The organism is Methylobacterium sp. J-090, from assembly GCF_022829345.1.
Classification (GTDB): Bacteria; Pseudomonadota; Alphaproteobacteria; order Rhizobiales; family Beijerinckiaceae; genus Methylobacterium.
This window is the reverse complement of record NZ_JAKSXV010000089.1, coordinates 67,609-91,843: the sequence shown is the minus strand read 5'-3', so window position 1 is coordinate 91,843 and position 24,235 is coordinate 67,609. Positions and strand designations below refer to the sequence as shown.

Sequence of the window (24,235 nt, the reverse complement as noted above, 5' to 3'; positions counted from 1 at the left end):
CCTGCATCCGTCCGAGGCGAACGCCGAGGTGGGAGGCAGGACTGACGGGCCGGAATTCCTGAGGGCGCGGTCGCGACGGGCCGGGTCACGTGCGGGACGCTCCCGCTGACGGGAAAATTTTCGCCGAACGGTGAAGCTCGGAGCGGGTCGTGGGCCTCCCGTCGCCCCGCAATGCCCGGAGCGAGGGCCTGCCGGTCGTCGCGCGAAGACCGATGAGGACTCGGGACATCATGCCGGCCGTCACGATGGATGAGTTTGAGGGGCAACGATGAACATTTCGACCGTCGTCGACGTCAAGCGGCCGACGTCGCTGAACGAGATTTCGGGTTGGCATGACGGCTGTTCGTGGCTGGCCGGCGGAACCTGGCTGTTCGCCGAGCCGCAGGTCGCCGTCGACACGCTGATCGACCTCGAGAGCCTGGGCTGGGCGCCGCTGACGGCGACGGAATCCGGCCTCGAGATCGCCGCGACGTGTCGGATCGTGGAACTGCACGGATTTGAAGGGCCTCCGGCTTGGTGCGCGGTGCCGCTGTTCCGGCACTGCATCGACTCGTTCCTGATGTCGTTCAAGATCTGGAACGCCGCCACCGTCGGCGGCAACGTCTGCATGTCGCTGCCCGCCGGCGCGATGGTCTCGCTCACCGCCGCCCTCGAAGGCGTCTGCACCCTATGGCCGCGCGACGGCGAACCGCGCACGGTTCCGGTCGTCGATTTCGTCACCGGCAACCACGCGAACGTGCTCGGCCGGGGCGAGCTCCTGCGCAGCATCCACCTGCCCGCCGCGGCGCTCGCGAAGCGCACGGCCATGCGCCAGGTCTCGCTGACCCGCTACGGGCGGTCGGCCGCCCTGATCATCGCCACGGTGGGCGACGGCGGCGCGGATTTCCTGCTGACCATCACGGCGGCGACTCCGCGCCCCGTGCAGTTGCGCTTCGCCACCCTTCCCTCCGCCGACGACCTGCGCCGCGCCATCGACGGGCGCCTGCCGCCGGACGCGTACTTCCCCGACGTGCACGGCTCGGCCGCCTACAAGCGCCACGTCACGCAGTACCTGGCCGAACAGATCCGTACGGAGCTCGCGTGACCCAGTATTCCATCAACGGCCGCGCCTACGCCGCCGAGCCGGCGCCCGGTCAGTGCCTGCGCACGATGCTGCGCGACCTCGACGTGTTCGGCGTCAAGAAGGGCTGCGATTCCGGCGATTGCGGCGCCTGCACGGTGCATATCGACGGCAAGCCGTTCCATTCCTGCCTCGTCCCCGCCTTCCGGGCCGAGGGGCGCGAAATCACCACCATCGAGGGGCTGGCGCCGTGCGGCGAACGCCATCCGATGCAGCAGGCGTTCCACGACGCGCAAGGCTTCCAGTGCGGCTTCTGCACCGCCGGCATGATCATGACCGCCGTGACCTTCACGGACGCGCAGAAGGCCGACCTGCCGCACGCCCTCAAGGGCAATCTCTGCCGCTGCACCGGCTACCGCTCGATCAAGGACGCCCTCGACGGCGTGTGCAACATCGAGGCGGACATCGCCGGCAAGGCCCTCGGGGCGAGCCTGCCCAACCCCTTCACCGACACGATCCTCACCGGCACCGCCCGCTACACCATGGATCTCGCGGTCGAGGACCTCCTGCACCTGAAGGTCCTGCGCTCGCCCCATGCCCACGCGCGCATCGTGTCCATCGACAGGCAGGCGGCGCTGGCCGTGCCGGGCGTCGTCGCGGTCTATACCTGGGAGGACGTGCCCAAACGCCTGTTCAGCTCGGCCCTGCACGAGGACCACCTCGTCGATCCCGACGACATCCTGCTGCTGGACAACGTGGCCCGCTTCGCCGGCCAGCGCATCGCCGCCGTGGTGGCCGAGACGGAGGCCGCCGCCGAGGCCGGCTGCCGGGCCCTGCGGGTGGACTACGACATCCTGCCGGCGGTGTTCGATCCCGTCGAGGCCATGCGGCCCGGCGCGCCGGTGCTGCACGACCGGGACCGGATCACCGCGAGCACCAACATCTTCTGCACCCTCCAGGGCGAGATCGGCGACGTGGCCCGGGGGTTCGCCGAGGCCGACGCCGTGCACGAGCAGACCTACTCGACCTCGCGCGTCCAGCACGTCCACCTGGAGATGCACGGCACCATCGCCTGGAAGGGCGAGGACGGGCGCTGGCACGTCCGCACGAGTTCGCAGGCGCCGTTCGCCGTGCGCCAGAAGCTCGCCTACGTCATGGGGATCCCGCCCCGCGACCTCCACGTGTTCACGGAGCGGGTCGGCGGCGGGTTCGGCGGCAAGCAGGAGATGGTCTCGGAGGACCTCGTCCTGTTCGCCACGATGAAGCTCGGCCGCCCGGTGAAGTGGGAATGGACCCGCGAGGAGGAGTTCATCGGCGCGACCACGCGCCACCAGATGACCACCCGGGTGAAGATCGGCGCCCGCCGGGACGGGACGCTGACGGCCCTCGACGTGGAGGTCCACTCCAACACCGGCGCCTATGGCGGCCACGGCAGCGAGACCCTGGCGGCCGCCATGGCGAGCCCGATCGCGGCCTATCGCTGCGCCAACAAGAGGGGCATCGGCCACGCCGTCTACACGAACATGACCCCGGGCGGCGGCTTTCGCGGCTACGGCGCTTCGCAGACCACCTTCGCGGTGGAATGCGCCATCGACGCCCTCGCCCGCGCGCTCGGCATCGACCCCTTCACCATGCGACGCCGGAACGTCGTGCAGCCGGGCGACAACATCGAATCCATCTGGAAGGAGCCGAGCGACGCCAGCTTCGGCAGCCACGGCATCGGCGAGTGCCTCGACATCGTCGAGCGTGAGCTCGCCAAGGGCAACGGCGTACCGAAGCCCGAGGGGGCGGATTGGGAAGAGGGCCGAGGCGTCGCGCTCGCCATGCTGGAATGCGGACCGCCCACCGAGCACCGCTCGGGCGCCGAACTCCACCTCAAGGCCGACGGCACCTACTTCCTCGCCTGCGGCTCGACGGAGATGGGCAACGGCATCACCACGGCGCACAAGCAGATCGCCGCGGCGATCCTCGGGACCCGCGCCGACAGCGTCGGCATCATCAACGCCGATACGGACCGCACCCCCTACGACACCGGCACCTTCGCCAGCACGGGTGTCGTGGTCGGCGGCAAGGCGGTCCACCTGACGGCCGAGGCCATGGTCGAGGACATCCTGGACTTCGCGAGCCGGCACACGGGCGTGCCGGTGGATCAGTGCCGCCTCGATGCCGATGGGGTGATCTGCGGCAACCGGCGCATCACCCTGGTCGATCTGCACGAAGCGGGTACGAAGGTCGACCACCGCTTCGCGGTGAGCCGCCGGGCCTACCTCTCGCCCCGCACCATCGCGTTCAACGTGCAGGGGGTCCGCCTCGCGGTCCACCGCGTCACCGGCGAGATCCGGGTGCTGCACAGCGTCCATGCCGCCGATATCGGCCTGCCGATCAACCCGATGCAGTGCCGGGGCCAACTCGATGGCGCCGTCTCCATGGGCTACGGATGGGCGCTGGTCGAGAACATGGTGCACGACGACGAAGGGCGGATGGTCAACGCGCAGCTGCGCAACTGCCGCATCCCGACCTTCGCCGACACCCCGCGCACGGACATCTTCTTCGCCGACACCACGGACCGCATCGGCCCGCTCGGCGCGAAATCGCAGGGGGAGTGCGGCATCAATCCCGTGGCCCCCGCCGTCTCGAACGCGCTCGCCGACGCCACCGGATTGCGCTTCGCCCACCTGCCGTTCACGCCCGACCGCCTGTTCACGCAGCTCGCCGCCCGATGAGCGGGGAGACGAACAGCGTCAGCATCGTGACGCAGACCTCCGTCCGGCCGGAGAGCGCGGAAGCGTTCGCCCAGTGGCAGGGCGGCACCAGCGCGGTGATCTCGGGGTTTCCGGGCTTCATCGAACAGCGCCTGATGCCGCCCCACCCGCCGCTCCAGGTCGATTGGGTGATCCTGCAGCGCTTCGTCAGCCTCGCGCACGCCAAGGGCTGGCTCGCCTCGTCCGAACGCCAGGCCCGCATCGTCGGCGCCGCCCCGATGCTGGTGGGGCGCGACGATGTCCACATCGTCACGGACGCCGCCAGCGCGGCCCGCACCGCCCCGGCCTCGGCGGTCATCAGCACCCGGGTGAAGCCCGGGATGGAGGACGCCTACCGCAAGTGGGAGCAGAAGGTCGCCGCGGCGCAGTCGAAGGCGCCCGGCCTGCAGGGCTACCGCTTCGAGCCGGCCGTGCCGGGCGTGCAGGAGGACTTCGTCGCGATCCTGCGCTTCGACGGCGATGCCAACCTTCAGGCGTGGCTCGACTCGCCCCAGCGCCGGCAGCTCATCGAGGAGGCGGCCCCGCTGACGGCGGAGTTCCATACGCGGACGGTGCAGAGCGGGTTCGAGCAGTGGTTCCGCGACGCCACGCCGGAGGGCGCCCCGCCGCCCGCCGCTTGGAAGATGAACATGATCGTCCTCCTGACGCTCTACCCCACCGTCTTCCTGTGGGGCCTGTTCGTCGGCACGCCGTTCCTCGGCCGGGTGCTGCACCTCGATTTCCCCGTCGCCCTGTTCATCGGCAACGTCTTCAGCGTGCTCCTCACCGCGCGGCTGGTGCCGTGGACCGCCAACCGGCTCGGCTGGTGGCTGTCGCCGCCGCCGGAGCGCCGCGCCAGCGTCGATCGCCAGGGCGCGGCCCTGCTGATCGCCGCCTTCGCGGTCATGATCCTGGTGTTCTGGAAGCTACTCTGAGCCGGTTTTCGCCGATCCGGAACAGTGCGGCAGCCCATGAGCAAGACCGTAACGGGCCAGGACCGTAACGCGTCACACCTGAAAGCGGGGACCGACCCCGAACGCGTCACACGTCGCGAAGACACGTTTGGGAATCTCGCACATGCTCGCGTTCGCGCCTCGCGCAGGCCGGTCGGTCCTGACGGCCCTGGGAGTGTCGGCGGCCCTGCTCGCCGGGGACGTCACGGGGGGGCGCCTGATCGGTGCCGCCCGTGCCGCCGAGTCGGCGGGCGGTGCGGCCGCGCCCGTGGCCCCGCCCACCCTCTTCAGCTTCTCCGACACCATCGTCAGCTACCGCTTCCAGGGCCCGTCCGCGGAGCCCGGCATCGGTGTGCAGCGCCCCGACGGCACGCCGACGGGCCGGCGGGAGCCCCGCGAGGTGCCGAAGAACGTCGTCAATCTCTTCCACGCCAACGCGTGGACCTACGGCACGAACCTGGTGTCCCTCGATATCCTGCGCTCGGGCTCGCAGGACCCGGCCGGCAACGCGTTCGGAAGCTTCCCGGAGATCGGCGCGACGGAACTCTACCTGCTCTACCGCGGGACCCTGAGCGCGAACAGAATCTTCGACACCGACGTCTTCGCCATTCCGGGCCTCGTCAAGGAGATCGGGCTCGCGTTCGGCGTCGACGCCAACGCCAAGGACACCACCTTCAGTTCGCAGAAGCGCGCCGGCACCTTCGGCCTCAACGTCGCCGTCGACGTGCCCGCCGGGTTCCTGAACCTGAAGGTCCAGGCCTACAAGGAATTCGCCCATAACGGCTTCGCCACCGGTCGCTTCCGCAGCGTCGAGTTCCTGATGACGCCCGAGTTCGAGGTCACCTACGCGTTCCCGCTGGCGTTCACGGGCCTGCCGCTCTCGCTCTCCGGCTTCAACACCATCATCCTGCCCAAGGGCCGCTACGGCCGGACCAACGAGAACCGGACGCAGCTCGAATTCGTGTCCCAGACCAACCTGGTCCTCGACGTCGGCCGGCTGACCGGCGGAACGCCCAACCAGCTCGAGGTGTTCGCCGGGTTCCAGTACTGGCACAACAAGTTCGGCGCCGACCCGCGGCGGACGGTCAACACCGAGGAAAGGGCGTTGATCGCGGGCGTCTCCTATCATCTGAAGTGAGCCCGCCATCCGAGGGCAGCCCGCACCGCGCCGGCTCGGAGCCGTGCCCGATCCGGGGCCTCCGGCCCCCATCGCTCCGGGACGGCGGTGGGGTCAGTTCGATGCCCGCGTGATCGCGCGTTCGACGTTCACGCGGGCCGACCAGTCCTTCGCGCTGTCCTGGCCCTTGAGGGACACGAGGCGGGCGCCGCTCACGTCGACGTTCTTGAAGTCGGCGCCCGACACGGTCGCGCCGGTCAGGTTCGCACCCGACAGGTCGGAACCCATCAGCACCACGTCGGTGAGGTCGGCGTCGGTGAGGTCGGCATATTCCAGGCGCGAACGCCCGAGGTTCGCTCCCTTCAGGTTGGCGCCCTTGAGGTTCACGGAGACGAACACGGCGCGCATCAGGCCCATGGACTGGTTCTTGATGTCGGCGCCGCCCTTGAGGTCGACCAGCGTCGCCCCGGCCATGTTGGCCCCCTTGAAGTCGCCGATGGGCATCGACCGGCTGAGGTCGGCCCCGCTGAGGTTCGCGTCGCGCGCCGTGATGCCGAACATCTTGGCACCGACGAGCTTGGCGCCGGACAGATCCGCCTTGATGAACCAGGCCTGCTCCAGATTCGCGCCGCTCAGGTCGGCGTCGCGCAGGTTCGCCTTGTTGAGGCGGGCGGTGCGCAGGTTCGCGCCTTTGAGGTCGAGCCCGGAGAGGTCGAGGCCCGCGAGCGCCTTGTCGGAGAGGTCGATGGGCTTGCCGTCGGCCTTGGCGATCAGCGCCTCGACATCGGCCCGGGTCATCTCGGCCCGGGTCATCGCGGCTGAGCCCATGTCGGCGCCAAGCAGCAAATCCTGCTCGGCGAGGGCCGGAGCGGCCAGGAGGACCGGGGTGGCCGACAGGATGGAGACAAGCAGAAGGGGGGCGAGGCGGCGCATGGTTTCTCCCGGTGACGCTCGGGGCGGCTCCCGGAAAGAACGTGCTTCCCAACGATGCCGTCCGGACGGTTTTTTGTTCGCTGGCGACGGTGGTACTGGGGTCTCTCCCAACCGTCTGTGACCTAGGTCACCGAGGGCTGTAAATTGCGAGAACCATCGCTTCAACGGGGTATGGCGGCCTCCAACGACCGCTGGTTTTCGGGAGGACGACCATGCAGAGCGCCCATCAGGTCGAGCGCTGGATCGAGCGCTTTCCGCTGGTCCGGAACTTCAGCGCCAGCCATCTTCAGATCGCCCGTGGCACGGTGCATTTCCCGGTGCTCGAGGCCGGCGCGATTGCCTACGAACTCCAGGACGTCTGCGCGAACTATCTCATGTGCATCGACGGACGGACCCGCGTCTTCCGGATGTCCGAGGGCGGAAGGGAGATGCTGATCTACAAGGTCGGCGCCGGGGGGACCTGCGTGCTCACCACTCAATGCCTGTTGTCCGGAGGGGGTTTCCCGGCACAGAGCATCGCGGAAGCCAGGACCGAACTGGCGGCGTTGCCCGCCGATACCTTCCGGCAACTGATGCGGGAGAGCGACGCCTTCCGGGACTTCGTTCTCGACGATTACACCCGGCTCCTGTCCGGGATGTTCGACCTCGTCGAGGAGATCGCCTTCGCGCCCCTGGAACAGCGCCTGGCCCGACGGCTGCTGATCGAGGCCGACGCGGACGGCATCGTCTGGAAGACCCATCAGCAGCTCGCATCGGATGTGGGGAGCGTGCGTGAGGTCATCAGCCGCCTCCTGGGGGAGTGGGCGGAGGTGGGCCTCGTCGAGATCCGTCGCGGTCAGGTGCAGGTGACGGACAGAGCCGGCTTGGCGGCCAGAGGGCCGACCTGACCCTCGCAGACCATCAGGCAGGCGGACCGGCACCGCGATCCCACGCCCGCCGCCGCCCTGTCCGCGCCGGAGCAGCGAGCGGGGCGAATGCGGCGACCGGACGGGGTAACTTGCGGACGGGCGGCCCGCATGATCTCGATGAGAAGACCGGGTCCGGCCCGTCAGGGAGGCACCATGACCGATCCCGTGCAGAACAAGGCGACCGTGATCGCCTTCTATGAACTGATGTTCAACGACGGCCGGCCCCGCGAGGCGATCGCGCGTTACGTCGGCGGTGAGTACATCCAGCACAACCCGCATGTGGCGACCGGCAAGGACGGCTTCATCGCGTATTTCGAGCGCATGGCGCGGGAGTGGCCGGGCAAGCGGGTCGAGGTCAAGCGGGCCATCGCAGAGGGCGATTGGGTGGTGCTGCACTGCCTCCAGCACTGGCCGGGGAGCGACGACTACGCGGCCATCGACATCTTCCGGCTCGATGCCGACGGAAAGATCGTCGAGCATTGGGACGTGATGCAGACCCTGCCCGAGCATTCCGCCAATCCGAACGGGATGTTCTGAGCCGCGTATTCGCTCGCCATCGCCGCACGCGATCGCTCGCGAACGATCCTGTCTGCCCGAGGCGGGAAGCCGACCGGGGATCAGGCGTAGGCGACCCAGCCACGGAACGCGAAGCCCGCGTAGAAGAGGCCGATTCCGTCGAACCCGGCTTCCCGCAGGAGGTGCTCGTCGTCCTCGGGCGAGAGGATCGGCAGGCGGGCGGCGATCCCGGCACGCGCGCTCTCGGCCTGAACGGGATCGATCCCCGAGGCGGTGGCGAACGCGGCGTACCGGGCGAGCCATCGGTCGCGCTCGCCCCCCGGGATGCTGAAATGGGCGGTGACGAGGGGGGCGCCGGGCGTCAGGCGGCGCCGGAGCTCCTTGAGGGTGCGCAGCCGCTCCGCCCGCGCGATGAAGTGCAGGGTCAGAATGCAGGTCGCGGCATCGAACGGGCCGTCCGGCGCGCCGTCGATCGTGCCCTCGTGCCACTGGACCCGATCCGCATGCGCCCCGAGGGTCTTTCGCGCCAGGTCCAGCATCGCCGGGGCCGGATCGACCCCAACGAACGACCAGCCCGGCCGGGCGTCGGCGAATACCTTGAGTTCGAGGCCGCCCCCGGCGCCGAGGACGAGCACGCGGGCCCCGGCGGGCGCCTGCTCCGTCAGGAGCAGCAGGGCCATGCGCTGCAGATCGGCATAGCCGGGCACCAAACGGGGCGGGTTCTCCGCGTAGCGTGCAACGGCCTGCGGGTCGGAGAAAGCATTCATGCTCCAAGGGTATCACGCCGCCGCGGCCCCCGCGCGACGGGCTTCGTGCACCGGGGCATCGGGGCCTGCCCGCTCGTCGGCACCGCCCCGACCATGGCGGAGAAGCCCGGGACCGAGACCACCGCCAGGGTCGGACCCGGCCCGTGTCCGGGCGGCGCCTCCGGGAGCGGGACCCCGGCGACGATCCGGGCCGGGCTCGCGCCGCAGGCACCGGCCGCTTCCACGAGGCCGTGGTCGACCTCGCGGTCCGGCGGAGGCCGCGAGACCACCCGCGCCTTGGGCGGGCGCTCGGGCGGGCCCCTACAGGTAACGCAATCCCGCCCAGGCCGAGCGGCGCTTCAGGGCGACCATCCAGCGGCAGGCCCACCAGAGCGGCAGGGCGAGAACCGCCGCGATCAGCCAGATCTGCACCGGTGCGCCCGCTTCGATCCGGCCGGACGGGCCGGCGAAGCCACATGCGAGGGCGCCGTCGTGGAGCAGGCGCAGCAGGCCGAGATGCAGGAGGTAGAAGAACAGCGGCGCACCGCCGAAGGCGCGCAGCCAGCCGAGGCCGCGTTGCGGCAGGGCCTCGAACACCACGAGGAGGCCGAGGCCGAGGCCCAGCGTCAGGAGCAGGAAGTCGGCCGAGGGCGGGTACTTGGTCAGGTTGACGAAGGACAGGATCGTCAGGAGCGGCGTGGCGCCGCCTTGCCACGGCACCGGCTCGCCGTAGCCGTTCAGGCCCCGTAGGACCAGGAAGGCGGCGAGCGCCGCGCCGCCGAGCGCCAGGAGCCCCGCGCGGCGAGTGGCCGGCGTGACCGGTGCGGCAAAGAGCGGCCCGAGGGCGTAGCCCGCCGCGATCACGCCGATCCAGGGCAGCACCGGGTAGGAGGTCCGCGCGACGCCCCAGGGCAGGTCGATGAAGCCGCGCTGGTGCAGGATCGACCAGAGGAGGTAGCCGGTGTCGCCCGGCTGGAGCACCAGGCCGTCGAGCCCGTTATGGCCGAGCATGATCGCGAGGGCGAACAGGATCAGGGCCGCGCGCGGCAGCCAGAGCAGGGCGGCGAGCGCCACCATGCTGAGGCCGATCGCCCAGATCACCTGCAGGTAGAGGATGGGCGGCAACAGGCTGCGGGTCCAGGCGAGGTTCACCAGCGTCACCTCGAGCAGGATCAGCAGGAGGCCGCGCTTGAGCAGGAAGGCGCTGGCCGTCCACCGGTCGCCGTGTTTCCGCGCGTAGAGGCTGGCCGACAGGCCGGTGAGCAGGATGAAGACCGGCGCGCAGAGATGCGAGGTCAGCCGCGTCAGGACGAGGTCGGGCGGCGTGAGGCCAAGGTCCATGGGATCGCGGACCTGGGCGTGCAGGTAGACGAACTCCCGCACGTGATCGACGAGCATGAGCAGCATGACGAGCCCGCGCAGGGCATCGATGGAGCCGATGCGGGCCCGCGCGGGCGGGACGGTCGTCGGAGCAGGTGTGGCCATCAGAACCGTGCCGTCATGCTGACGGTCACCCGGCGCGGCTCGCCGACGCCGACCCAGAACGTGTTGTAGGAGCGCTCGTAGTAGGTTTCGTCGAAGAGGTTGTCGACGTTGATCCCGAAGCGCAGGTTCTCGTAGCGGTAATAGGCGAGCGCGTCCGTCAGGACGTAGCCCGGCAGCCGGAAGCGCTCATTGCCGCTGTCGCCGAGGCGCGAGCCCACGGCCCGAAGGCCGCCGCCGATCCCGAACCCCTTCCAGTCCCCGGCCTGGACCTCGTAGATGCCCAGCAACGAGCCGCTGTGGCGCGGGATGTTGAGGAGGGGCGAGCCGGGACGCAGCACCTCGTCGCGGGTGACCGCGGCATCGATGAAGGCGTAGCCGCCGATCACCCGGAACTCCGGCGTCACCTGCCCGACGAGGCTGAGATCGAACCCCCGGCTGCGCACGGCGCCGGCGGCGATCTGGAAGAAGAAGTCCGCCGGGTCGGTGGTGAGCACGTTCTCCTTCTCGATGTGGAAGGCGGCGCCCGTCACGCTGAGGCCGTCGAACAGGTCGAGCTTGGCCCCGACCTCGTAGCCGAACCCCGTCTCGGGGGCGAAGGGCCGGGTCGCGCTGTCGAAGCCGGTGTTGGGGCGGAACGAGGCGGCGACGTTGCCGTAGAGGGCCAGGAACGGGAGCGGCTGGTAGACGAGGCCGGCGCGCGGCGAGAAGCCGGTCCGGTCCTGCTCCGTCCGCTCGCCCGCGACCTTGTCCTGGAAAGTCTGGTTGTAGAGGTCGGTCCGGTTGCCGACGAGCAGCTTCCATTCCGGGCTGAGCGCAATCTGGTCCTGGAGGTAGACGGCCGTGTTGCCGACGTTCTCGCTGGCGCTGTAGGTGCGGGTGAACGGCGGTTTGGCCTGCCCGTAGACCGGGTTGAACAGGTCGAGGCCGAACGGGTCGCGGCGCGGGGTCGAGCGCAGGAGGTTCTCGGTGCTGTTGTAGCGCTCGTGCTCCAGCCCGATCAGCAGGGTGTGGGCGAAGGGCCCGGTCTCGAAGCGGCCGACGAGTTCGGCCTGCCCGATGGCGACGCCCCAGGTGAAGTCGTGCCGGCGGAACTCGCGCAGGAGGGTGCGGCCATCGTCGAGGAGCCCCGTCGCGCCGGTCTGCAGGCCGGTGAGGCTGCCGGTGTTGAGATGGGTGGCGACGCGCAGCTGCCAGTCGTTGTTGAAGGCGTGCTCCAGGCGGACCTGCAGCAGCGCGCTCTCTGACACGGAATCGTCGCCCGGCTCGCCGAAGAAGCGCGAGCGCGGGACTAGGCCGAGGCGATTGTTCACCGCCACCGTGCCCCGGTCGAAGGTCTGACGGTTGCGCAGGTACTGCGCTTCGACCGTGATCTTGGTGTCGGGCGTGATCTGCCAGCTCACCACGGGTGCGACGAGGACGCGGTCGCCGTCGACGAAATCGCGAAAGCTGTCCTGGCGGGCGAGCACGCCGTTGAAGCGGTAGAGGACGCGGCCGTCTTCGCTCAGCGCCCCGCCGGCATCGATCGTGGTCCGGGCGGTGCCGAAGCTGCCGAACAGCGTGCCCATCTCGACGAAGGGCCGGGCGACGGGCTGCTTCGTCAGGATGTTGACCGTCCCGCCCGGATCGCTGCGGCCGTAGAGGGCGCCGGTCGGGCCTTTGAGGACCTCGATGGACTGGACGTTCTGGGTGTCGGGCGCGCCGTTGTAGCCGCGGGCGATGTTGAAGCCGTTCTGGAAGATGTCCTGTGTGGCAAAGCCCCGGACGGAGTAGAGGGCGAGGTTCTGCGCGCCGAAATCGTTCTGCTTGCCGACGCCCGGCACGTAGTCGAGGGCGCGCTCGACCCGGGTCGCGGCGGTGTCGACCAGGACCTCCCGGGGGACCACGTCGACCTGCTGGGGCACGTCGCGGCGCGGCGTCACCGTCTTGGTGCCGCTGGAGCGGTCCGGGACCCGGTAGGTCGGCGTGGCGGTGAACGCGCCTTCGACCGAGAGCGCATCGAGCACCACGGCGGTCCCGCCGGAGGATGCCCCCTGGGCGGCGACGGCGGAGGGGATCGCGAAGGACAGGGCCAGCACGGGCAGCAGCGGGATCGACGGTGAACGGGACACGTTGATGGGCCTCGGGCGACGGCAGTGGCACGTCACCGCGAACGAGGCCGAACCACGCACGCGCGCATGCTCCCGCACCCGCCGGGGCACCCCGCCCAGCGCGTTTCGCGTGTGACCACGACTGACGGCAGGTCTCCTGGCTCGCGGGTCGTCGCCCTTCACCGTCTTCCCGAGCGAGGCGGCTCAGTGACGTCGGTGGTGAAGGGCTCGCCGCTTACAGTTGCGGGGGCAGCCGCGGCATCGGGCCCGAAAGCCCTCACCGCGTTCCCTTTTGATCCTCGAACGAGGAACCGTCGCGCTCAGGAGAGCCCGATCGAACGGCGCGGCGTCAATGCCATGCCGCGCTTTTCGAGCCCCTGTGTTCAGAGGGTGACAAGTGCTCGGAGGGTCGCAAGTGGAGGCCCCGCACCGCGAGCCCGTTCACGGACCTCAGGCGGGCCACTCGGCGAGCCGACGGTGGGCGACTGCGGCGAGGAGCAGGGCACCGGCCATGAGGCTGCCGAGGGCCATCAGCGTCTGGCGTTCGGCCGCGGCGCGGGGGAGGGAGGGCGCGAACGACGGCACGGCATCGTAGGCGTCGAAATCGAGGCGCGCCGGGCAGCCGTCGCAGACCGGGCGAGGCTCGAGGGCCTGGGCGAGGATGCGGGGCTCGAAGAACGCACTCAGGTCCCGCCGGTAGGCCGCACCCGCCGACAGGAAGGCGGCATGCCGTCCCGCATCGGTCCCGGCCGCCGTCTCCAGGGCGAGGCCGAGGATTGTCGCCGGCGAGAGGACGGCCAACCGCCGGCCCCAGGCCGCCCCCGCCAGGGCATGCGCGCGCGCGGCGTCCCGATACCCCGCCAGTGCCGTGTCGTAGAACGCGTCGCGCGCCAGGCGCTTGATCTCCGGCGCTTCCACGAGGTCCGGCCGGCGCGCGGCCTCCGGGACCGTCCCGGCAAGCCAAGCCGCCGTGATCCGCGAGCCTTCCGCGCCGGTGTAGAAGTGGGCCTGCGCCCGCCGGCTGGCGTCGATGGCCGCGATCCGCGAGGGCACGGGCGAGAGGGCGTCGACCGCCAGGGCGAGCGCGGTGGGCAGGGCGACCGTCACGCAGACCCAGGCCAGCACGAGGATCGCGAGGGCGGCGACGGCCCCGCGCCAGAAGCTCGCCACCACCGTGCAGGCCGCCACCCAGACGGCCACATAGGCGGCCAGCGCCATTACGAGCAGGGCCAGCGTGCCGTTCCACCCATCGAGGCTGCCGAGACCCCCCGAGACGAGGAGCGCCAGCGCCGTCCCGCCGAGCACGCCGGCGACGGCGACCAGCGCGACGGCTCCGAACTTCGCGCCCGCGACCCGGCGCGGTCCGATGGGCTGGGAAGCGATCAGGCGCAGGATGCCGCGATCCTGCTCGGACGAGAGCCGCGTGCCGGCCAGCGCGATGACCGCGAGCGGCACGAGGTAGACCAGCACGAAGGCGAGATCGAAGGGGCCGAGCCGGAGCTTGGCCGCAGAGCCGGGCTCGTAGGCCGTATCGTCGAAGACCGTGCTGTAGCCGAAGCCGACCCGCATGACAGCGGGCTGCACGTCGGACTGACCGGCGGCGAGCACGGCGAGCGGCGTCGGCGGTTTCACCGCGTGGGCGGCCATGAAATAGGTCATGTAGCCGAAGGCGTCGGTGGGGTCCTGCCAGTAATTCACCTTGATGGGAGCCGGCCTGCCGTAGCGCTCGTGGGCGGCCCTGGCCTCGTGCACCACCCGCGCCCCGTCGGCCGCGGCCTGCGCCAGGGCGCCGCGCTCCGCGGCGACGCGCCCGGCCCCCGTGGACGCGGCCAGGCACAGCGCCGCCACGAGGGCGGCGAGGATCGCCCAGGTCAGGCGCTCGCGCAGGATGAGCCGCAGCTCGGCCCGGAGCAGGTGGGGGAAGCGTGCGGCGCTCACGGCCTCAGCCTCCGAATTCCAGGAATGCACAGGGCTGCGAGCAGGCCGAGCCACAGGGCGAGGACGAGGGCCGGGACGCGTGCGTCGGCCAGGGCGCGGGCGAAGGGCAGGGGCTGGAGGACGAAGGGCGGGATCTCCCGCCACAGGTCCGGCCCGGCGACGAGGACGGCGCCGCCGCGCTGCGGATGGTCGCGGATCTCGGCGTTCATGCGTTCCGAGATCCCGCGCCGGTAGGATTCCACCGCCCAGACGAAGTGGGCGTGCTGGGCGAAGTCGGTGCCGGCGAGCGTCTGCGAGAGGGATTGCAGGGCGACCCGCGGCGACAGGAGGCCGGCCCAGGCGAAGGCCCGCTCCTGGGCCGCGAGGCTGTCAAAGAAGGCGCCGAGCTCGCGGTCGTAGACCGCGAAGTTGTGGCTCTCGTTCTCGGACATCATCAGGCCCCGCAGATCCACGGGCAGTTCGTCGGCGTCGCTCACCCCGTAGCGGGCCAGCACCTCGCGCGCGCGGACGTCGTTCGCCTCCGCGGTCCGATGGGCCCGGAAGCCGGCATCGATGCGGGCCCGGACGTCCCGGTACGCGAGCGCGGGCGCGAAGGCGTCGACACCGGCGCTGGCGAGACGGGGCGCCGCGACGCAGAGGACGACCCAGGCCGCCAGCGCGGCGGCGAGGGCGCCCCGGGCCGTGCGCGCGACGAGGGAGACGAGCATCGCGAGCAGCAGGAACGCGGTGGCGTAGGCGAGCTGCGCCGCGACCCAGGCGAACAGGCGTGGCACCGCCTGCCAGCCCGCACCCTCCTGGCTCACCACCGCGAGCCCGCCGATCCCGAGGAGCGGAGCGCCGACCACGGCGAGGAGGGCGATGAACAGCGCCGTGAACCGACTCGCGAAGAGCCGGCCCGGCGGGACGCCGTTGCCGAGCGCCAGGCGCAGCGTGCCGCGCTTGCGGTCGGCCGCGAAGGCGGAGAAGCCGAGCAGGATGGCGGCGAGCGGCACCACGAGCTGGACGATCTCGGCGACGCTGCCGAGGCCCGAGCGGGCGAGGGGGCCGGCATCCTGGACGGCGCGGTAGACCGCCTCGTTGAAGACGTGCGCCTCGACCCGCACCATCCGACCCGTATAGGGCTCGGTGCCGGGATCGAGCACGGCGAGCGGGGCGGAGGCACGGAACACCCACAGGCCGAAATGATCGGCCGAATGCGGGTTCTTGGCATCCTGGCCGAGCCAGCGCGCGCGTTCGGCCGCCGTCACCTGCCCGACCTCGCCGGCGTAGCGCGCGGCGTCGCGCCAAGCGCCGAGGCCGGTGACCAGGAGCAGCAGGACCAGGACGGAACCGATCCAGCGCAGGCGCGCGTCGCGGGCGGTCAGCGCGAGTTCGGCTGCGATCCGCCTCACGCCGCGCCCCCGGCCAGCCGCTCCATGTAGAGCCGCTCCAGGCCAACATGGTCGAGGGTCCTGGGGGCGATCTCCTCGACGATCCGGCCGCGGCTCAGCACGCCGACGCGGTCGGCCATCTCGCGCACCCGGTAGAGGTCGTGGGTCGCCATCAGGATGGCGGTGCCGCGGTCCGCCGCCGCGCGGACCGTCACGGAGAAGTCCGCCGCCGCACTCGGATCGAGCCCGGAGGTCGGCTCGTCGAGGAGCAGGAGCCGGGCCTGACGCGCGAGCGCCACCGCGATGCCGACCTTTTGGCGCATGCCCTTCGAGTAGGAACCGGCGGGCCGGCGGTGGGCTTCCCGGCCGAGGCCGGCCTCGGCGAGCAGGGCGACGGCGGTCTCCTTCGCCAGGTCGAGGCCGGCGAGCGTCGCGAAGTAGCGCAGGTTCTCCACGCCCGAGAGGCCGGGATAGAGTGCCACCTGCTCGGGAATGTAGGCCACGTGCCGCCGCGCCCCGATGGGATCGGTGCCGGCATCGATCCCGCAGACCCGGACCGAGCCGGCATCGGCCTTCAGGAAGCCGAGGATCAGGTTGACCGTGGTGGTCTTGCCGGCGCCGTTCGGTCCGAGCAGGGCGAAGACCTCGCCCCGGCGGAGCGACAGGTCGAGGCCGTCGAGGGCCGGCCGGTCGCCGAAGCGCTTGGTCGCGCCTCGGATCGCCAGCACGACGTCGGCCTTCGGGGGTGTTGGGCTTGGACGAACGGTCACCGATGCGCTCGAAAGTGTCGGGCGGCGGCCGGGCGGGTGCCCTCACGGGATCGGCCGCATCGGCAACCGGACCCGTTCCTGCACTCCGCCGGGATACCCCGCCCGAGGGACGTTACGTTGTGCACGATGGGTCTCCCGCAAACCCTCGTTGTGTCACCCGCGCCCGCGGCGAACCGGTATCCTCTGCGTCGCAGGAGCACGCCAGCCTCGGGTCGACCACCCGCAGCAAGCTTGACCGTCGAACCTTCGCCGCGCGGCGGAGGGGAGTCAATCGGCCGATCGGACTTTCATGAAATGTTGTAACATTGCGCGTACGGAACGTCCGGCGTAACGCTCCGTGCCGACTCCGTCGAGGGTGGTGAGCCCGACCGCGACCGGCGGGGAAACCACCGTTCGCGTCACCCAGCGACACCCCAGGGGCGGCAGGGCGACCGGCCGGGTGGGTTTCGCCGGTCGTGACCGATCCGAGCCGCCACCCGGCGCCGGTCGAGGGGCCGGCTCGACGGGCTTGGTCCAGTTCGTGCAAGTTTCGCGGGCGCCTGCCGTTCCGCCCCGGGCGGTCGAAGGTCCGGGCGCGGGGCGCCGGGCGGAAGCGGTCTTAGCCGTGCCGTGCGACCCAGCCCAGGCGCGCGTCGCGTCCCCGTCCTCAACCGAACGTGCCATGCCCGAATGCCTCGTCTTCCGCGTGCCCACGCGTCACCCCGCCGATGTCGCGGGGGTGATGGACCTCATCGCGTCCGGCGCCGTGGCGGCGGCCGAGATCGTGGCAATCTTCGGCAAGACCGAGGGCAATGGCTGCGTCAACGACTTCACCCGGCAACTCGCCGTGATGGCCCTGGAGACGGCCCTCGCGGGCACCCTCGGGTGCACGCCCGAGGCCGTGGGCGCGCGGGTCGCCCTGGTGATGTCGGGCGGGACCGAGGGCGGCTTGTCGCCTCACCTGCTCGTCCTGGCCCGCCGCGACGGCGCGCCGGACCCGGATACGGCGGCGCTCGCCATCGGCACGGCCTTCACCGCCGATTTCCAGCCCGAGGAGATCGGCCGCATGGCGCAGGTGGAGGCCACCGCCGCGGCGGTCGGCCGGGCGATGGCCGGGGCCGGCCTGGACGACCCGGAGGACGTCCATTTCGTCCAGGTGAAGTGTCCGCTTCTCACCAGCGCCCGGATCGGTGAGGCAGCGGCGCGCGGCCGGACCGTTTCGACCCACGACACCTACGCCTCGATGGGGTTGTCGCGCGGCGCCTCGGCTTTGGGCATCGCGCTCGCGCTCGGCGAGGTGGACGGGGCCGACCTCTCCGACGCCGTCATCGGCGCGCGGCGCGACCTCTATTCCGGCCGTGCCAGCGCCTCGGCCGGGATCGAACTGATGCGCAACGAGGTCATCGTGCTCGGCAACGCGCGCGGCTGGTCCGGCCCGCACGCCATCGCCCACCGGGTCATGCGCGACGGCATCGACGGTCTCGCGATTCACGGCGTCCTGTCCGATCTCCGCTTCTCCGTCGCGGGCCAATTGGCGCCGGACGACGCCGAGCGCGTGGTCGCCCTTCTCGCCAAGGCCGAGCCGTCGCACGATGGCCTGATCCGGGGGCGGCGCCACATCATGAACGACGACAGCGACATCAACGCCACCCGGCATGCCCGCGCCCTCGTGGGCGGGGTCGCGGCCGCCGTGATCGGGCGGACCGACCTGTTCGTATCGGGCGGGGCCGAGCATCAGGGGCCGGACGGCGGCGGCCCCGTCGCCATCATCGCCCGCGTCAGGGACTGACACCCATGCCCGAGTTCGACCTCGCCATCCGGGGCGGCACCCTCGTCACCGCCGCCGACACGGTCCGCGCCGATCTCGGCATCCGGGACGGGCGGATCGCGGGAATCGCCGAGCGGATCACCGATGCCGCCCGCACCATCGACGCCTCGGGCCTCCTCGTCCTGCCCGGCGGCATCGACAGCCACGTCCACATCGCCCAGGATTCCGGCCCCGGCATCGTCATGGCCGACGATTTCGCCTCCGCCACCCGGGCGGCGGCGGCCGGCGGCAACACCTGCGTGATGCCCTTCGCCCTACAGCCGCGCGGCGCGTCGCTCCGCGAGGCGACGCACGCCTACCGGGCGTTGGCAGAGGGCCAATGCCACATCGATGTCGCCATCCACCTCATCGTCTCGGACCCGACGCCCGCGGTGCTCGGCCAGGAACTGCCGGCGCTCATCGCCGAGGGCTACACCTCGTTCAAGGTCTTCATGACCTACGACGACCTAGTGCTGAACGACCGCCAGATCCTCGACGTGTTCGACGTGGCCCGCCGCGAGGGCGCCCGCGTCATGGTCCATGCCGAGGGCTACGACGCCATCCGGTACATGACCGAGAAGCTGGAGCGCGCCGGGCAGACCACGCCTTACGGCCATGCCCTGTCCCGGCCCCAACTCGTGGAGCGCGAGGCGGCGCACCGGGCGATCGCCCATGCCGAACTCGTGGATCTGCCCATCGTCATCGTCCACGTCTCGGGCGAGCAGGCCATGGAGCAGATCGCTTGGGCCAAGGCGCGCGGCCTGAAGATCCACGCCGAGACCTGCCCGCAATACCTCACCCTGACGGCCGAGGACCTGAAGGGGCACGGGTCCGACGACCCCATGGCGGGCGCCAAATACGTCTGCTCGCCGCCGCCCCGCGACACGGCGAGCCAGGCCGCGATCTGGCGCGGGATCGAGACCGGCGTGTTCGAGATCGTGTCCTCCGACCACTGCCCGTTCCGCTACGACGACAGTGCGGGCAAGCTGAACCCGCGCGCGAAAACCTCGTTCCGTTACGTGCCGAACGGCATCCCGGGTATCGAGACGCGCTTGCCCATCCTGTTCTCGGAAGGGGTCTCGGCGGGGCGCATCTCCCTCAACCGCTTCGTCGCGATCACCGCCACGAACCACGCCAGGCTCTACGCGCTCTACCCGCGAAAAGGCTCCATCGGCGTCGGGTTCGACGCGGACCTCGCGCTGTGGGACCCCAACCGCCGCGAGACGATCCGGCAGGCGAACCTCCACCACGGTGCCGACTACACGCCCTGGGAGGGATTTGCGGTGACGGGCTGGCCGGTGATGACCCTCGCGCGGGGCGAGGTCGTGGCCGAGGACGGGCGGGTGGTGGGCGCCCTCGGCCATGGGCGGGTGCTCGACCGGACCGCGCAGGGCGCCCCAAGTTCATGAGCCGACGGGGCGACTTCCCCGGCGAACCGGCTCTCGTCTGGCCCGCCGCTTGCTGGATGTCCGGAGGGAGAGAATCATGGATGTCGAGCTGATCCGCCTGACCAAGCGCTACGGCAACACCACGGCCGTGGATGCCATCGATCTGAAGGTCCGCTCGGGCGCCTATTGCTGCCTGCTCGGCCCCTCGGGCTGCGGCAAGACCACCACGCTTCGGATGATCGGCGGGCACGAGACGGTGTCCTCCGGCGACGTCGTCATCGGCCCGCATGCGGTGGGCAACGCGACGCCGGCCGAGCGCGGCACCGCGATGATGTTCCAGAGCTACGCCCTGTTCCCCCACCTCAATTGCCGGGACAACGTCGCCTTCAGCCTGAAGATGCGGGGCATGGGCAAGGCCGAGCGCCGGGCCAAGGCCCTCGCCATGCTCGACCTCGTGCAGATGGCGCATCTGGCCGAGCGCCTGCCGGCCCAGCTCTCCGGCGGCCAGCAGCAGCGCGTGGCGCTGGCCCGGGCCCTCGTCACCGGACCCAAGGTCCTGCTCCTCGACGAGCCGCTCTCCGCCCTCGATCCGTTCCTGCGGGTGCGGATGCGGACCGAACTGAAGCGGCTCCAGTCCGAGCTCGGCATCACCTTCATCCACGTCACCCACAGCCAGGAGGAGGCGATGGCGCTCTCCGACCTCGTGGTGGTGATGAACGGCGGGCGCATCGAGCAGGCGGCCGACCCGCGCACGGTGTTCGAGCGGCCGGCCACCGCCTTCGTCGCCCGCTTCATCGGCGGCCACAACATCATCCGGCTGCCGGATTCCACCGAGATCGCGGTGCGCGCCGATCGGATGCGCCTCGGCCCGCAGGCCGGGTCCGGCGCGGTGCCGGCCCGCGTCGTCTCCGTCGAGTACCAGGGCACCAGCGTGCATGTGGGCTTCGAGGCGGACGGCCTCGGCGGGCCCGGCGCCACGGCGCTCACCGCCGTCATCGATGACGCGGCCTATGCGGGCCGCCCGCTCGCCCTCGGCCAGACCGTGTCGCTCGGCTGGGACGCTGCGGCCGCGCACCACCTGAGCGCCTGATCCGTAATCCAACGCCCAGAGGACACCGTATGACGACCACGATCAAGTTCAGCCGCCGCACCCTGCTCCAGGGGGCGGGTGCCACCGGACTGACGCTCGGCGCCGGGCCGATCACCGGCTTTCCCAACGTGATCGCCGCCGAGCCCGTGACCCTGCGCTACCTCGGCACCGCCGTGAACCAGTCCGGCGACATCGCCCGCAAGGTCAAGGAGGATTTGGGGATCACCCTCGAGTACATCCCCGTCGTCACCGACGAGGTCACGAAGCGCGTGGTGACCCAGCCGAACTCGTTCGACCTCCTCGACACCGAGTTCTTCAGCCTGAAGAAGCTCATCCCCTCGGGCAACATCCAGGGCATGGACGCCCGCCGGATCAAGCAGGCCGACAACATCACGCCGGTCTTCACCAAGGGCGAGGTCGCGGGCAAGACAATCGGCGACCAGGGCACGGCGCCCAGGAAGGTGTTCTACCTGGAAGGGCAGAACGCGAAAACCTTCGCCGGCTCGGCCACCGAGTGGATCACCCTGATCCCCACCACCTACAACGCCGACACCCTCGGCATCCGCCCGGACCTGATCAAGCGCCCGATCACGAGCTGGAAGGAACTCCTGAACCCCGAGTTCAAGGGCAAGGCCTCGATCCTCAACATCCCCTCCATCGGCATCATGGACGCCGCCATGGTGATCGAGGCCACGGGGGACTACACCTATCCCGACAAGGGCAACATGACGAAGGCGGAGATCGACCGCACCATCAAGCTCCTGATCGAGGCCAAGCGCGCCGGCCAGTTCCGTGCCTTCTGGCAGGATTTCAACGAATCCGTGAACCTGATGGCGTCCGGCGAGACCGTGATCCAGTCGATGTGGTCGCCCGCCGTCACCAAGGTGCGCAGCCAGGGCGTCGCCTGCACCTACCAGCCCCTCAAGGAGGGCTACCGCGCCTGGGCGACGGGCTTCGGTCTCCCGAAGACCCTGACGGGCCGCAAGCTCGATGCGGCCTACGACTTCATCAACTGGTTCCTCTCCGGCTGGGCCGGCGCCTACCTCAACCGCCAGGGCTACTACTCGGCGGTGCTGGAGACGGCGAAATCCCACATGGAGCCCTACGAGTGGGCCTACTGGATGGAGGGCAAGCCCGCCGAGAAGGACATCAAGGGCCCCGACGGCGGCGTGCTGGAAAAGGCCGGCGCCACCCGCGACGGCGGCTCGTTCGAGACCCGCATGGGCGGCGTCGCCTGCTGGAACGCGGTGATGGACGAGAACACCTACATGGTCCGCAAGTGGAACGAGTTCATCGCCGCGTGAGGGAATTGGCTTGCCATGAACCCTCCCCCTCTGCGGGGGAGGGTGCCCGCGGAGCGGGCGGGAGAGGGGACCGCGACATCCCCGGAAAAAGCAGTGCTCCCCTCTCCCGATCCTCGCTGACGCGAGGGCCACCCTCCCCCGCAGAGGGGGGGAGGGATTGGCGTCTCACGAGGGTAGAGCCATGACCGACACCGCCCTCTCCGCAATGCCCGCCATCGCCAAAACTCCGTCCGCCTCGACGGCCACCGCCGGTCTCACCGCGAAAACCCGCCGCCGCCGGGCGCTGGCCTATCTCCAGGCCGCCCCGATGGCGCTGGTGTTCCTCGTCTTCTTCGTGGTGCCCCTGGGCCTGACCCTGATCGTCAGCTTCTGGGCGTACAACGAGTACGAGATCATCCCGTCCTTCACGGTGCAGAACTACATCGACGTGTTCGAGGGCTGCCTGAACACGGCCGAGGCCTGCACGACGGTGCGGACCTACCTCTCGACCCTGAAGTTCTGCGCGCTCACCTGGGTCTTCACCCTGCTGATCGGCTTCACGGTGGCGTATTTCGTCGCCTTCCACGTCCGTTCGCGCACGATGCAGATGGCGCTGTTCCTCGTCTGCACGATCCCGTTCTGGACCTCGAACGTGATCCGCATGATCTCGTGGATTCCGCTGCTCGGCCGCAACGGCCTCGTCAACGACACGCTGATGGGGATGGGACTGATCAAGACGCCCATCGAGGGGCTGCTCTACTCCGACTTCTCGGTGGTGCTCGCCTTCGTCCACCTCAACACGGTCTTCATGATCGTGCCGATCTTCAACAGCATGGCGCGCATCGACCGCGCGCTCATCGAGGCGGCCTACGATGCCGGCGCCACCGGCTGGCAGACCCTGTGGAACGTGGTGGTGCCGCTGGCAAAACCCGGCATCGCCATCGGCTCGATCTTCGTGATCACCCTGGTGATGGGCGACTTCGTCACGGTCGGCGTCATGGGCGGCCAGCAGATTGCCTCCGTCGGCAAGGTCATCCAGGTCCAGATGTCGGCCTTGCAACTCCCGGCGGCGGCGGCCAACGCGGTGGTGCTGCTCGGCGCCGTGATGCTGATGATCGTGGCGATGACCCGCCTCATCGACCTGCGCAAGGAACTCTGACCGTGAGCGACCGTCCCCGCGCCCCGGCCTTCTACGCACTCGCGGCGTTCTTCGCCCTGTTCGTCGCCTTCCTGTACGGGCCGACGCTGACGATCCTGGTCCTCAGCTTCCAGGGGCCGCAGGGCGGGCTGACGTTTCCGATGAACGGGGTCTCGACGCACTGGTTCGGCAAGCTCTGGGCGGGCCTCGGCATCGTCGACATCTGGGGCGCCCTGTGGCGATCCTTGCGCCTTGGCGTCGTGGTGATGGGGCTCACCGTCGTCATCGCGTTCTTCGCAGGATTGGCCTTCCGCAAGCGCTTCCGCGGGGAGGGCGCGCTGTTCACCGTCGCGGTGGCGAGCCTGATCGTGCCCTCCATCGTGGTTTCGCTCGGCATCGGGCTGGAGTTCCGGCTCCTCGACGACGCCGTGAACGGGGCCGCCGCCGCGACCGGCTGGGGCTGGCTCCAGGAGCACGGCACCCTGATGGGGCTCTACACCTCGGCGCTGGGCGCGCACCTCACCTGGACGCTGCCGTTCGGCCTGCTCATCATGTTCGCGGTCTTCAACCGGTTCGATCCGGCCTACGAGGAGGCGGCGCGCGATCTCGGCGCAACCGGGCCCCAGACCCTGCGCCACGTGGTGGTGCCGATCCTCGGGCCGTCGCTGGTCGGCGTCGCCCTGTTCGGCTTCACCCTGTCCTTCGACGAACTCGCCCGCACCAGCCAGGCCATCGGCGGCCGCAACACCCTGCCGCTGGAATTGCAGGGCCTGACCACCACCGTGACGACGCCGGAGATCTACGCGCTGGGCACCCTCACGACGGCCATGTCGCTCGCGGTCATCGCCACGGCGCTCGGCGCGAGCCTGTACCTGCAGCGGCGCCGGGCGAGGGCCGGGCTGCGTCTCGGGTGAGGGGTCCCGAAG

19 protein-coding genes, 1 pseudogene and 1 riboswitch are annotated in these 24,235 nt (G+C 70.4%); of the genes and pseudogenes, 12 read left to right on the top strand and 8 right to left on the bottom strand.

Features of this window, described 5'->3' with window-relative positions:
• The first annotated feature begins 268 nt into the window (after positions 1–268).
• From MKK49_RS15505 to MKK49_RS15490, 4 genes are all read left to right on the top strand, one after another.
• Positions 269–1,084, top strand: a complete 816-nt coding sequence (locus MKK49_RS15505; RefSeq protein WP_244029942.1) for an FAD binding domain-containing protein — start codon at positions 269–271, stop codon at positions 1,082–1,084.
• Positions 1,081–3,783, top strand: a complete 2,703-nt coding sequence (locus MKK49_RS15500; protein WP_313899170.1) for a molybdopterin cofactor-binding domain-containing protein — start codon at positions 1,081–1,083, stop codon at positions 3,781–3,783. The genes MKK49_RS15505 and MKK49_RS15500 overlap by 4 nt, the downstream gene beginning before the upstream one ends.
• A complete protein-coding gene (locus MKK49_RS15495) occupies positions 3,780–4,736 on the top strand; it encodes an antibiotic biosynthesis monooxygenase (protein WP_244029940.1) in 957 nt (318 codons plus the stop codon). The genes MKK49_RS15500 and MKK49_RS15495 overlap by 4 nt, the downstream gene beginning before the upstream one ends.
• A gap of 142 nt (positions 4,737–4,878) precedes the next feature.
• Positions 4,879–5,892: a hypothetical protein gene (locus tag MKK49_RS15490; RefSeq protein ID WP_244029939.1), complete on the top strand. Its 1,014-nt coding sequence runs from the start codon at positions 4,879–4,881 to the stop codon at positions 5,890–5,892.
• 93 nt (positions 5,893–5,985) lie between these two features.
• Here MKK49_RS15490 and MKK49_RS15485 read toward each other — a convergent pair whose 3' ends face one another.
• Positions 5,986–6,804 carry a pentapeptide repeat-containing protein gene (locus MKK49_RS15485; protein ID WP_244029937.1) on the bottom strand — a complete coding sequence of 273 codons (819 nt, stop codon included), beginning with the start codon at positions 6,802–6,804 and terminating at the stop codon, positions 5,986–5,988.
• Between the two features lie 212 nt (positions 6,805–7,016).
• Between MKK49_RS15485 and MKK49_RS15480 the strand changes: the two genes are divergently transcribed.
• Both MKK49_RS15480 and MKK49_RS15475 read left to right on the top strand, forming a co-directional pair.
• A complete protein-coding gene (locus tag MKK49_RS15480; protein WP_244029935.1) occupies positions 7,017–7,691 on the top strand; it encodes a Crp/Fnr family transcriptional regulator in 675 nt (224 codons plus the stop codon).
• Between the two features lie 174 nt (positions 7,692–7,865).
• Positions 7,866–8,249, top strand: coding sequence for a nuclear transport factor 2 family protein (locus MKK49_RS15475; protein WP_244029933.1), 384 nt, complete (start codon positions 7,866–7,868; stop codon positions 8,247–8,249).
• Positions 8,250–8,329: 80 nt separating this feature from the next.
• Here MKK49_RS15475 and MKK49_RS15470 read toward each other — a convergent pair whose 3' ends face one another.
• The 7 genes and pseudogenes from MKK49_RS15470 to MKK49_RS15440 all read right to left on the bottom strand — a co-directional run bounded on the left by MKK49_RS15470 (position 8,330) and on the right by MKK49_RS15440 (position 16,624).
• The gene (locus tag MKK49_RS15470; protein WP_244029931.1) at positions 8,330–8,995 is read right to left on the bottom strand and encodes a class I SAM-dependent methyltransferase; all 666 of its coding nucleotides are present in this window, start codon (positions 8,993–8,995) and stop codon (positions 8,330–8,332) included.
• Between the two features lie 68 nt (positions 8,996–9,063).
• A pseudogene (locus MKK49_RS15465) lies at positions 9,064–9,240 on the bottom strand (DL-methionine transporter permease subunit); the annotation flags it as partial.
• A gap of 55 nt (positions 9,241–9,295) precedes the next feature.
• Positions 9,296–10,459 carry a DUF1624 domain-containing protein gene (locus tag MKK49_RS15460; RefSeq protein ID WP_244029929.1) on the bottom strand — a complete coding sequence of 388 codons (1,164 nt, stop codon included), beginning with the start codon at positions 10,457–10,459 and terminating at the stop codon, positions 9,296–9,298.
• A complete protein-coding gene (locus MKK49_RS15455; RefSeq protein WP_244029927.1) occupies positions 10,459–12,567 on the bottom strand; it encodes a TonB-dependent siderophore receptor in 2,109 nt (702 codons plus the stop codon). Before MKK49_RS15455 ends, MKK49_RS15460 begins: the two co-directional genes overlap by 1 nt.
• A gap of 108 nt (positions 12,568–12,675) precedes the next feature.
• Positions 12,676–12,877, bottom strand: a riboswitch (cobalamin riboswitch).
• Positions 12,878–12,996: 119 nt separating this feature from the next.
• A complete protein-coding gene (locus MKK49_RS15450) occupies positions 12,997–14,484 on the bottom strand; it encodes a DUF3526 domain-containing protein (RefSeq protein ID WP_244029925.1) in 1,488 nt (495 codons plus the stop codon).
• The gene (locus tag MKK49_RS15445) at positions 14,481–15,875 is read right to left on the bottom strand and encodes a DUF3526 domain-containing protein (protein WP_244029924.1); all 1,395 of its coding nucleotides are present in this window, start codon (positions 15,873–15,875) and stop codon (positions 14,481–14,483) included. Before MKK49_RS15445 ends, MKK49_RS15450 begins: the two co-directional genes overlap by 4 nt.
• A complete protein-coding gene (locus MKK49_RS15440; protein ID WP_244029922.1) occupies positions 15,872–16,624 on the bottom strand; it encodes an ABC transporter ATP-binding protein in 753 nt (250 codons plus the stop codon). The genes MKK49_RS15445 and MKK49_RS15440 overlap by 4 nt, the downstream gene beginning before the upstream one ends.
• 661 nt (positions 16,625–17,285) lie before the next feature.
• Between MKK49_RS15440 and MKK49_RS15435 the strand changes: the two genes are divergently transcribed.
• From MKK49_RS15435 to MKK49_RS15410, 6 genes are all read left to right on the top strand, one after another.
• Positions 17,286–18,392: a ring-opening amidohydrolase gene (locus MKK49_RS15435; RefSeq protein ID WP_244029920.1), complete on the top strand. Its 1,107-nt coding sequence runs from the start codon at positions 17,286–17,288 to the stop codon at positions 18,390–18,392.
• Positions 18,393–18,397: 5 nt separating this feature from the next.
• Positions 18,398–19,819, top strand: a complete 1,422-nt coding sequence (gene hydA, locus MKK49_RS15430) for a dihydropyrimidinase (RefSeq protein ID WP_244029918.1) — start codon at positions 18,398–18,400, stop codon at positions 19,817–19,819.
• 76 nt (positions 19,820–19,895) lie between these two features.
• On the top strand, positions 19,896–20,888 hold the full coding sequence (locus MKK49_RS15425) for an ABC transporter ATP-binding protein (RefSeq protein ID WP_244029916.1): 993 nt from the start codon (positions 19,896–19,898) through the stop codon (positions 20,886–20,888).
• A 29-nt stretch (positions 20,889–20,917) separates the two neighbouring features.
• On the top strand, positions 20,918–22,192 hold the full coding sequence (locus MKK49_RS15420; RefSeq protein ID WP_244029914.1) for a PotD/PotF family extracellular solute-binding protein: 1,275 nt from the start codon (positions 20,918–20,920) through the stop codon (positions 22,190–22,192).
• A gap of 181 nt (positions 22,193–22,373) precedes the next feature.
• Positions 22,374–23,330, top strand: a complete 957-nt coding sequence (locus tag MKK49_RS15415; protein WP_244029912.1) for an ABC transporter permease — start codon at positions 22,374–22,376, stop codon at positions 23,328–23,330.
• Positions 23,331–23,332: 2 nt separating this feature from the next.
• On the top strand, positions 23,333–24,223 hold the full coding sequence (locus tag MKK49_RS15410; RefSeq protein ID WP_244029910.1) for an ABC transporter permease: 891 nt from the start codon (positions 23,333–23,335) through the stop codon (positions 24,221–24,223).
• Positions 24,224–24,235: the final 12 nt, after the last annotated feature.

Bases quoted from the DNA above. Each gene is read 5' to 3' on its own strand.
- MKK49_RS15505 (WP_244029942.1), top strand. From the start codon at position 269: ATGAACATTTCGACCGTCGTCGACGTCAAGCGGCCGACGTCGCTGAAC.
- hydA (WP_244029918.1), top strand. From the start codon at position 18,398: ATGCCCGAGTTCGACCTCGCCATCCGGGGCGGCACCCTCGTCACCGCC.
- MKK49_RS15460 (WP_244029929.1), bottom strand. From the start codon at position 10,459: ATGGCCACACCTGCTCCGACGACCGTCCCGCCCGCGCGGGCCCGCATC.
- MKK49_RS15425 (WP_244029916.1), top strand. From the start codon at position 19,896: ATGGATGTCGAGCTGATCCGCCTGACCAAGCGCTACGGCAACACCACG.
- MKK49_RS15495 (WP_244029940.1), top strand. From the start codon at position 3,780: ATGAGCGGGGAGACGAACAGCGTCAGCATCGTGACGCAGACCTCCGTC.
- MKK49_RS15415 (WP_244029912.1), top strand. From the start codon at position 22,374: ATGACCGACACCGCCCTCTCCGCAATGCCCGCCATCGCCAAAACTCCG.
- MKK49_RS15470 (WP_244029931.1), bottom strand. From the start codon at position 8,995: ATGAATGCTTTCTCCGACCCGCAGGCCGTTGCACGCTACGCGGAGAAC.
- MKK49_RS15475 (WP_244029933.1), top strand. From the start codon at position 7,866: ATGACCGATCCCGTGCAGAACAAGGCGACCGTGATCGCCTTCTATGAA.
- MKK49_RS15480 (WP_244029935.1), top strand. From the start codon at position 7,017: ATGCAGAGCGCCCATCAGGTCGAGCGCTGGATCGAGCGCTTTCCGCTG.
- MKK49_RS15490 (WP_244029939.1), top strand. From the start codon at position 4,879: ATGCTCGCGTTCGCGCCTCGCGCAGGCCGGTCGGTCCTGACGGCCCTG.
- MKK49_RS15420 (WP_244029914.1), top strand. From the start codon at position 20,918: ATGACGACCACGATCAAGTTCAGCCGCCGCACCCTGCTCCAGGGGGCG.
- MKK49_RS15435 (WP_244029920.1), top strand. From the start codon at position 17,286: ATGCCCGAATGCCTCGTCTTCCGCGTGCCCACGCGTCACCCCGCCGAT.
- MKK49_RS15485 (WP_244029937.1), bottom strand. From the start codon at position 6,804: ATGCGCCGCCTCGCCCCCCTTCTGCTTGTCTCCATCCTGTCGGCCACC.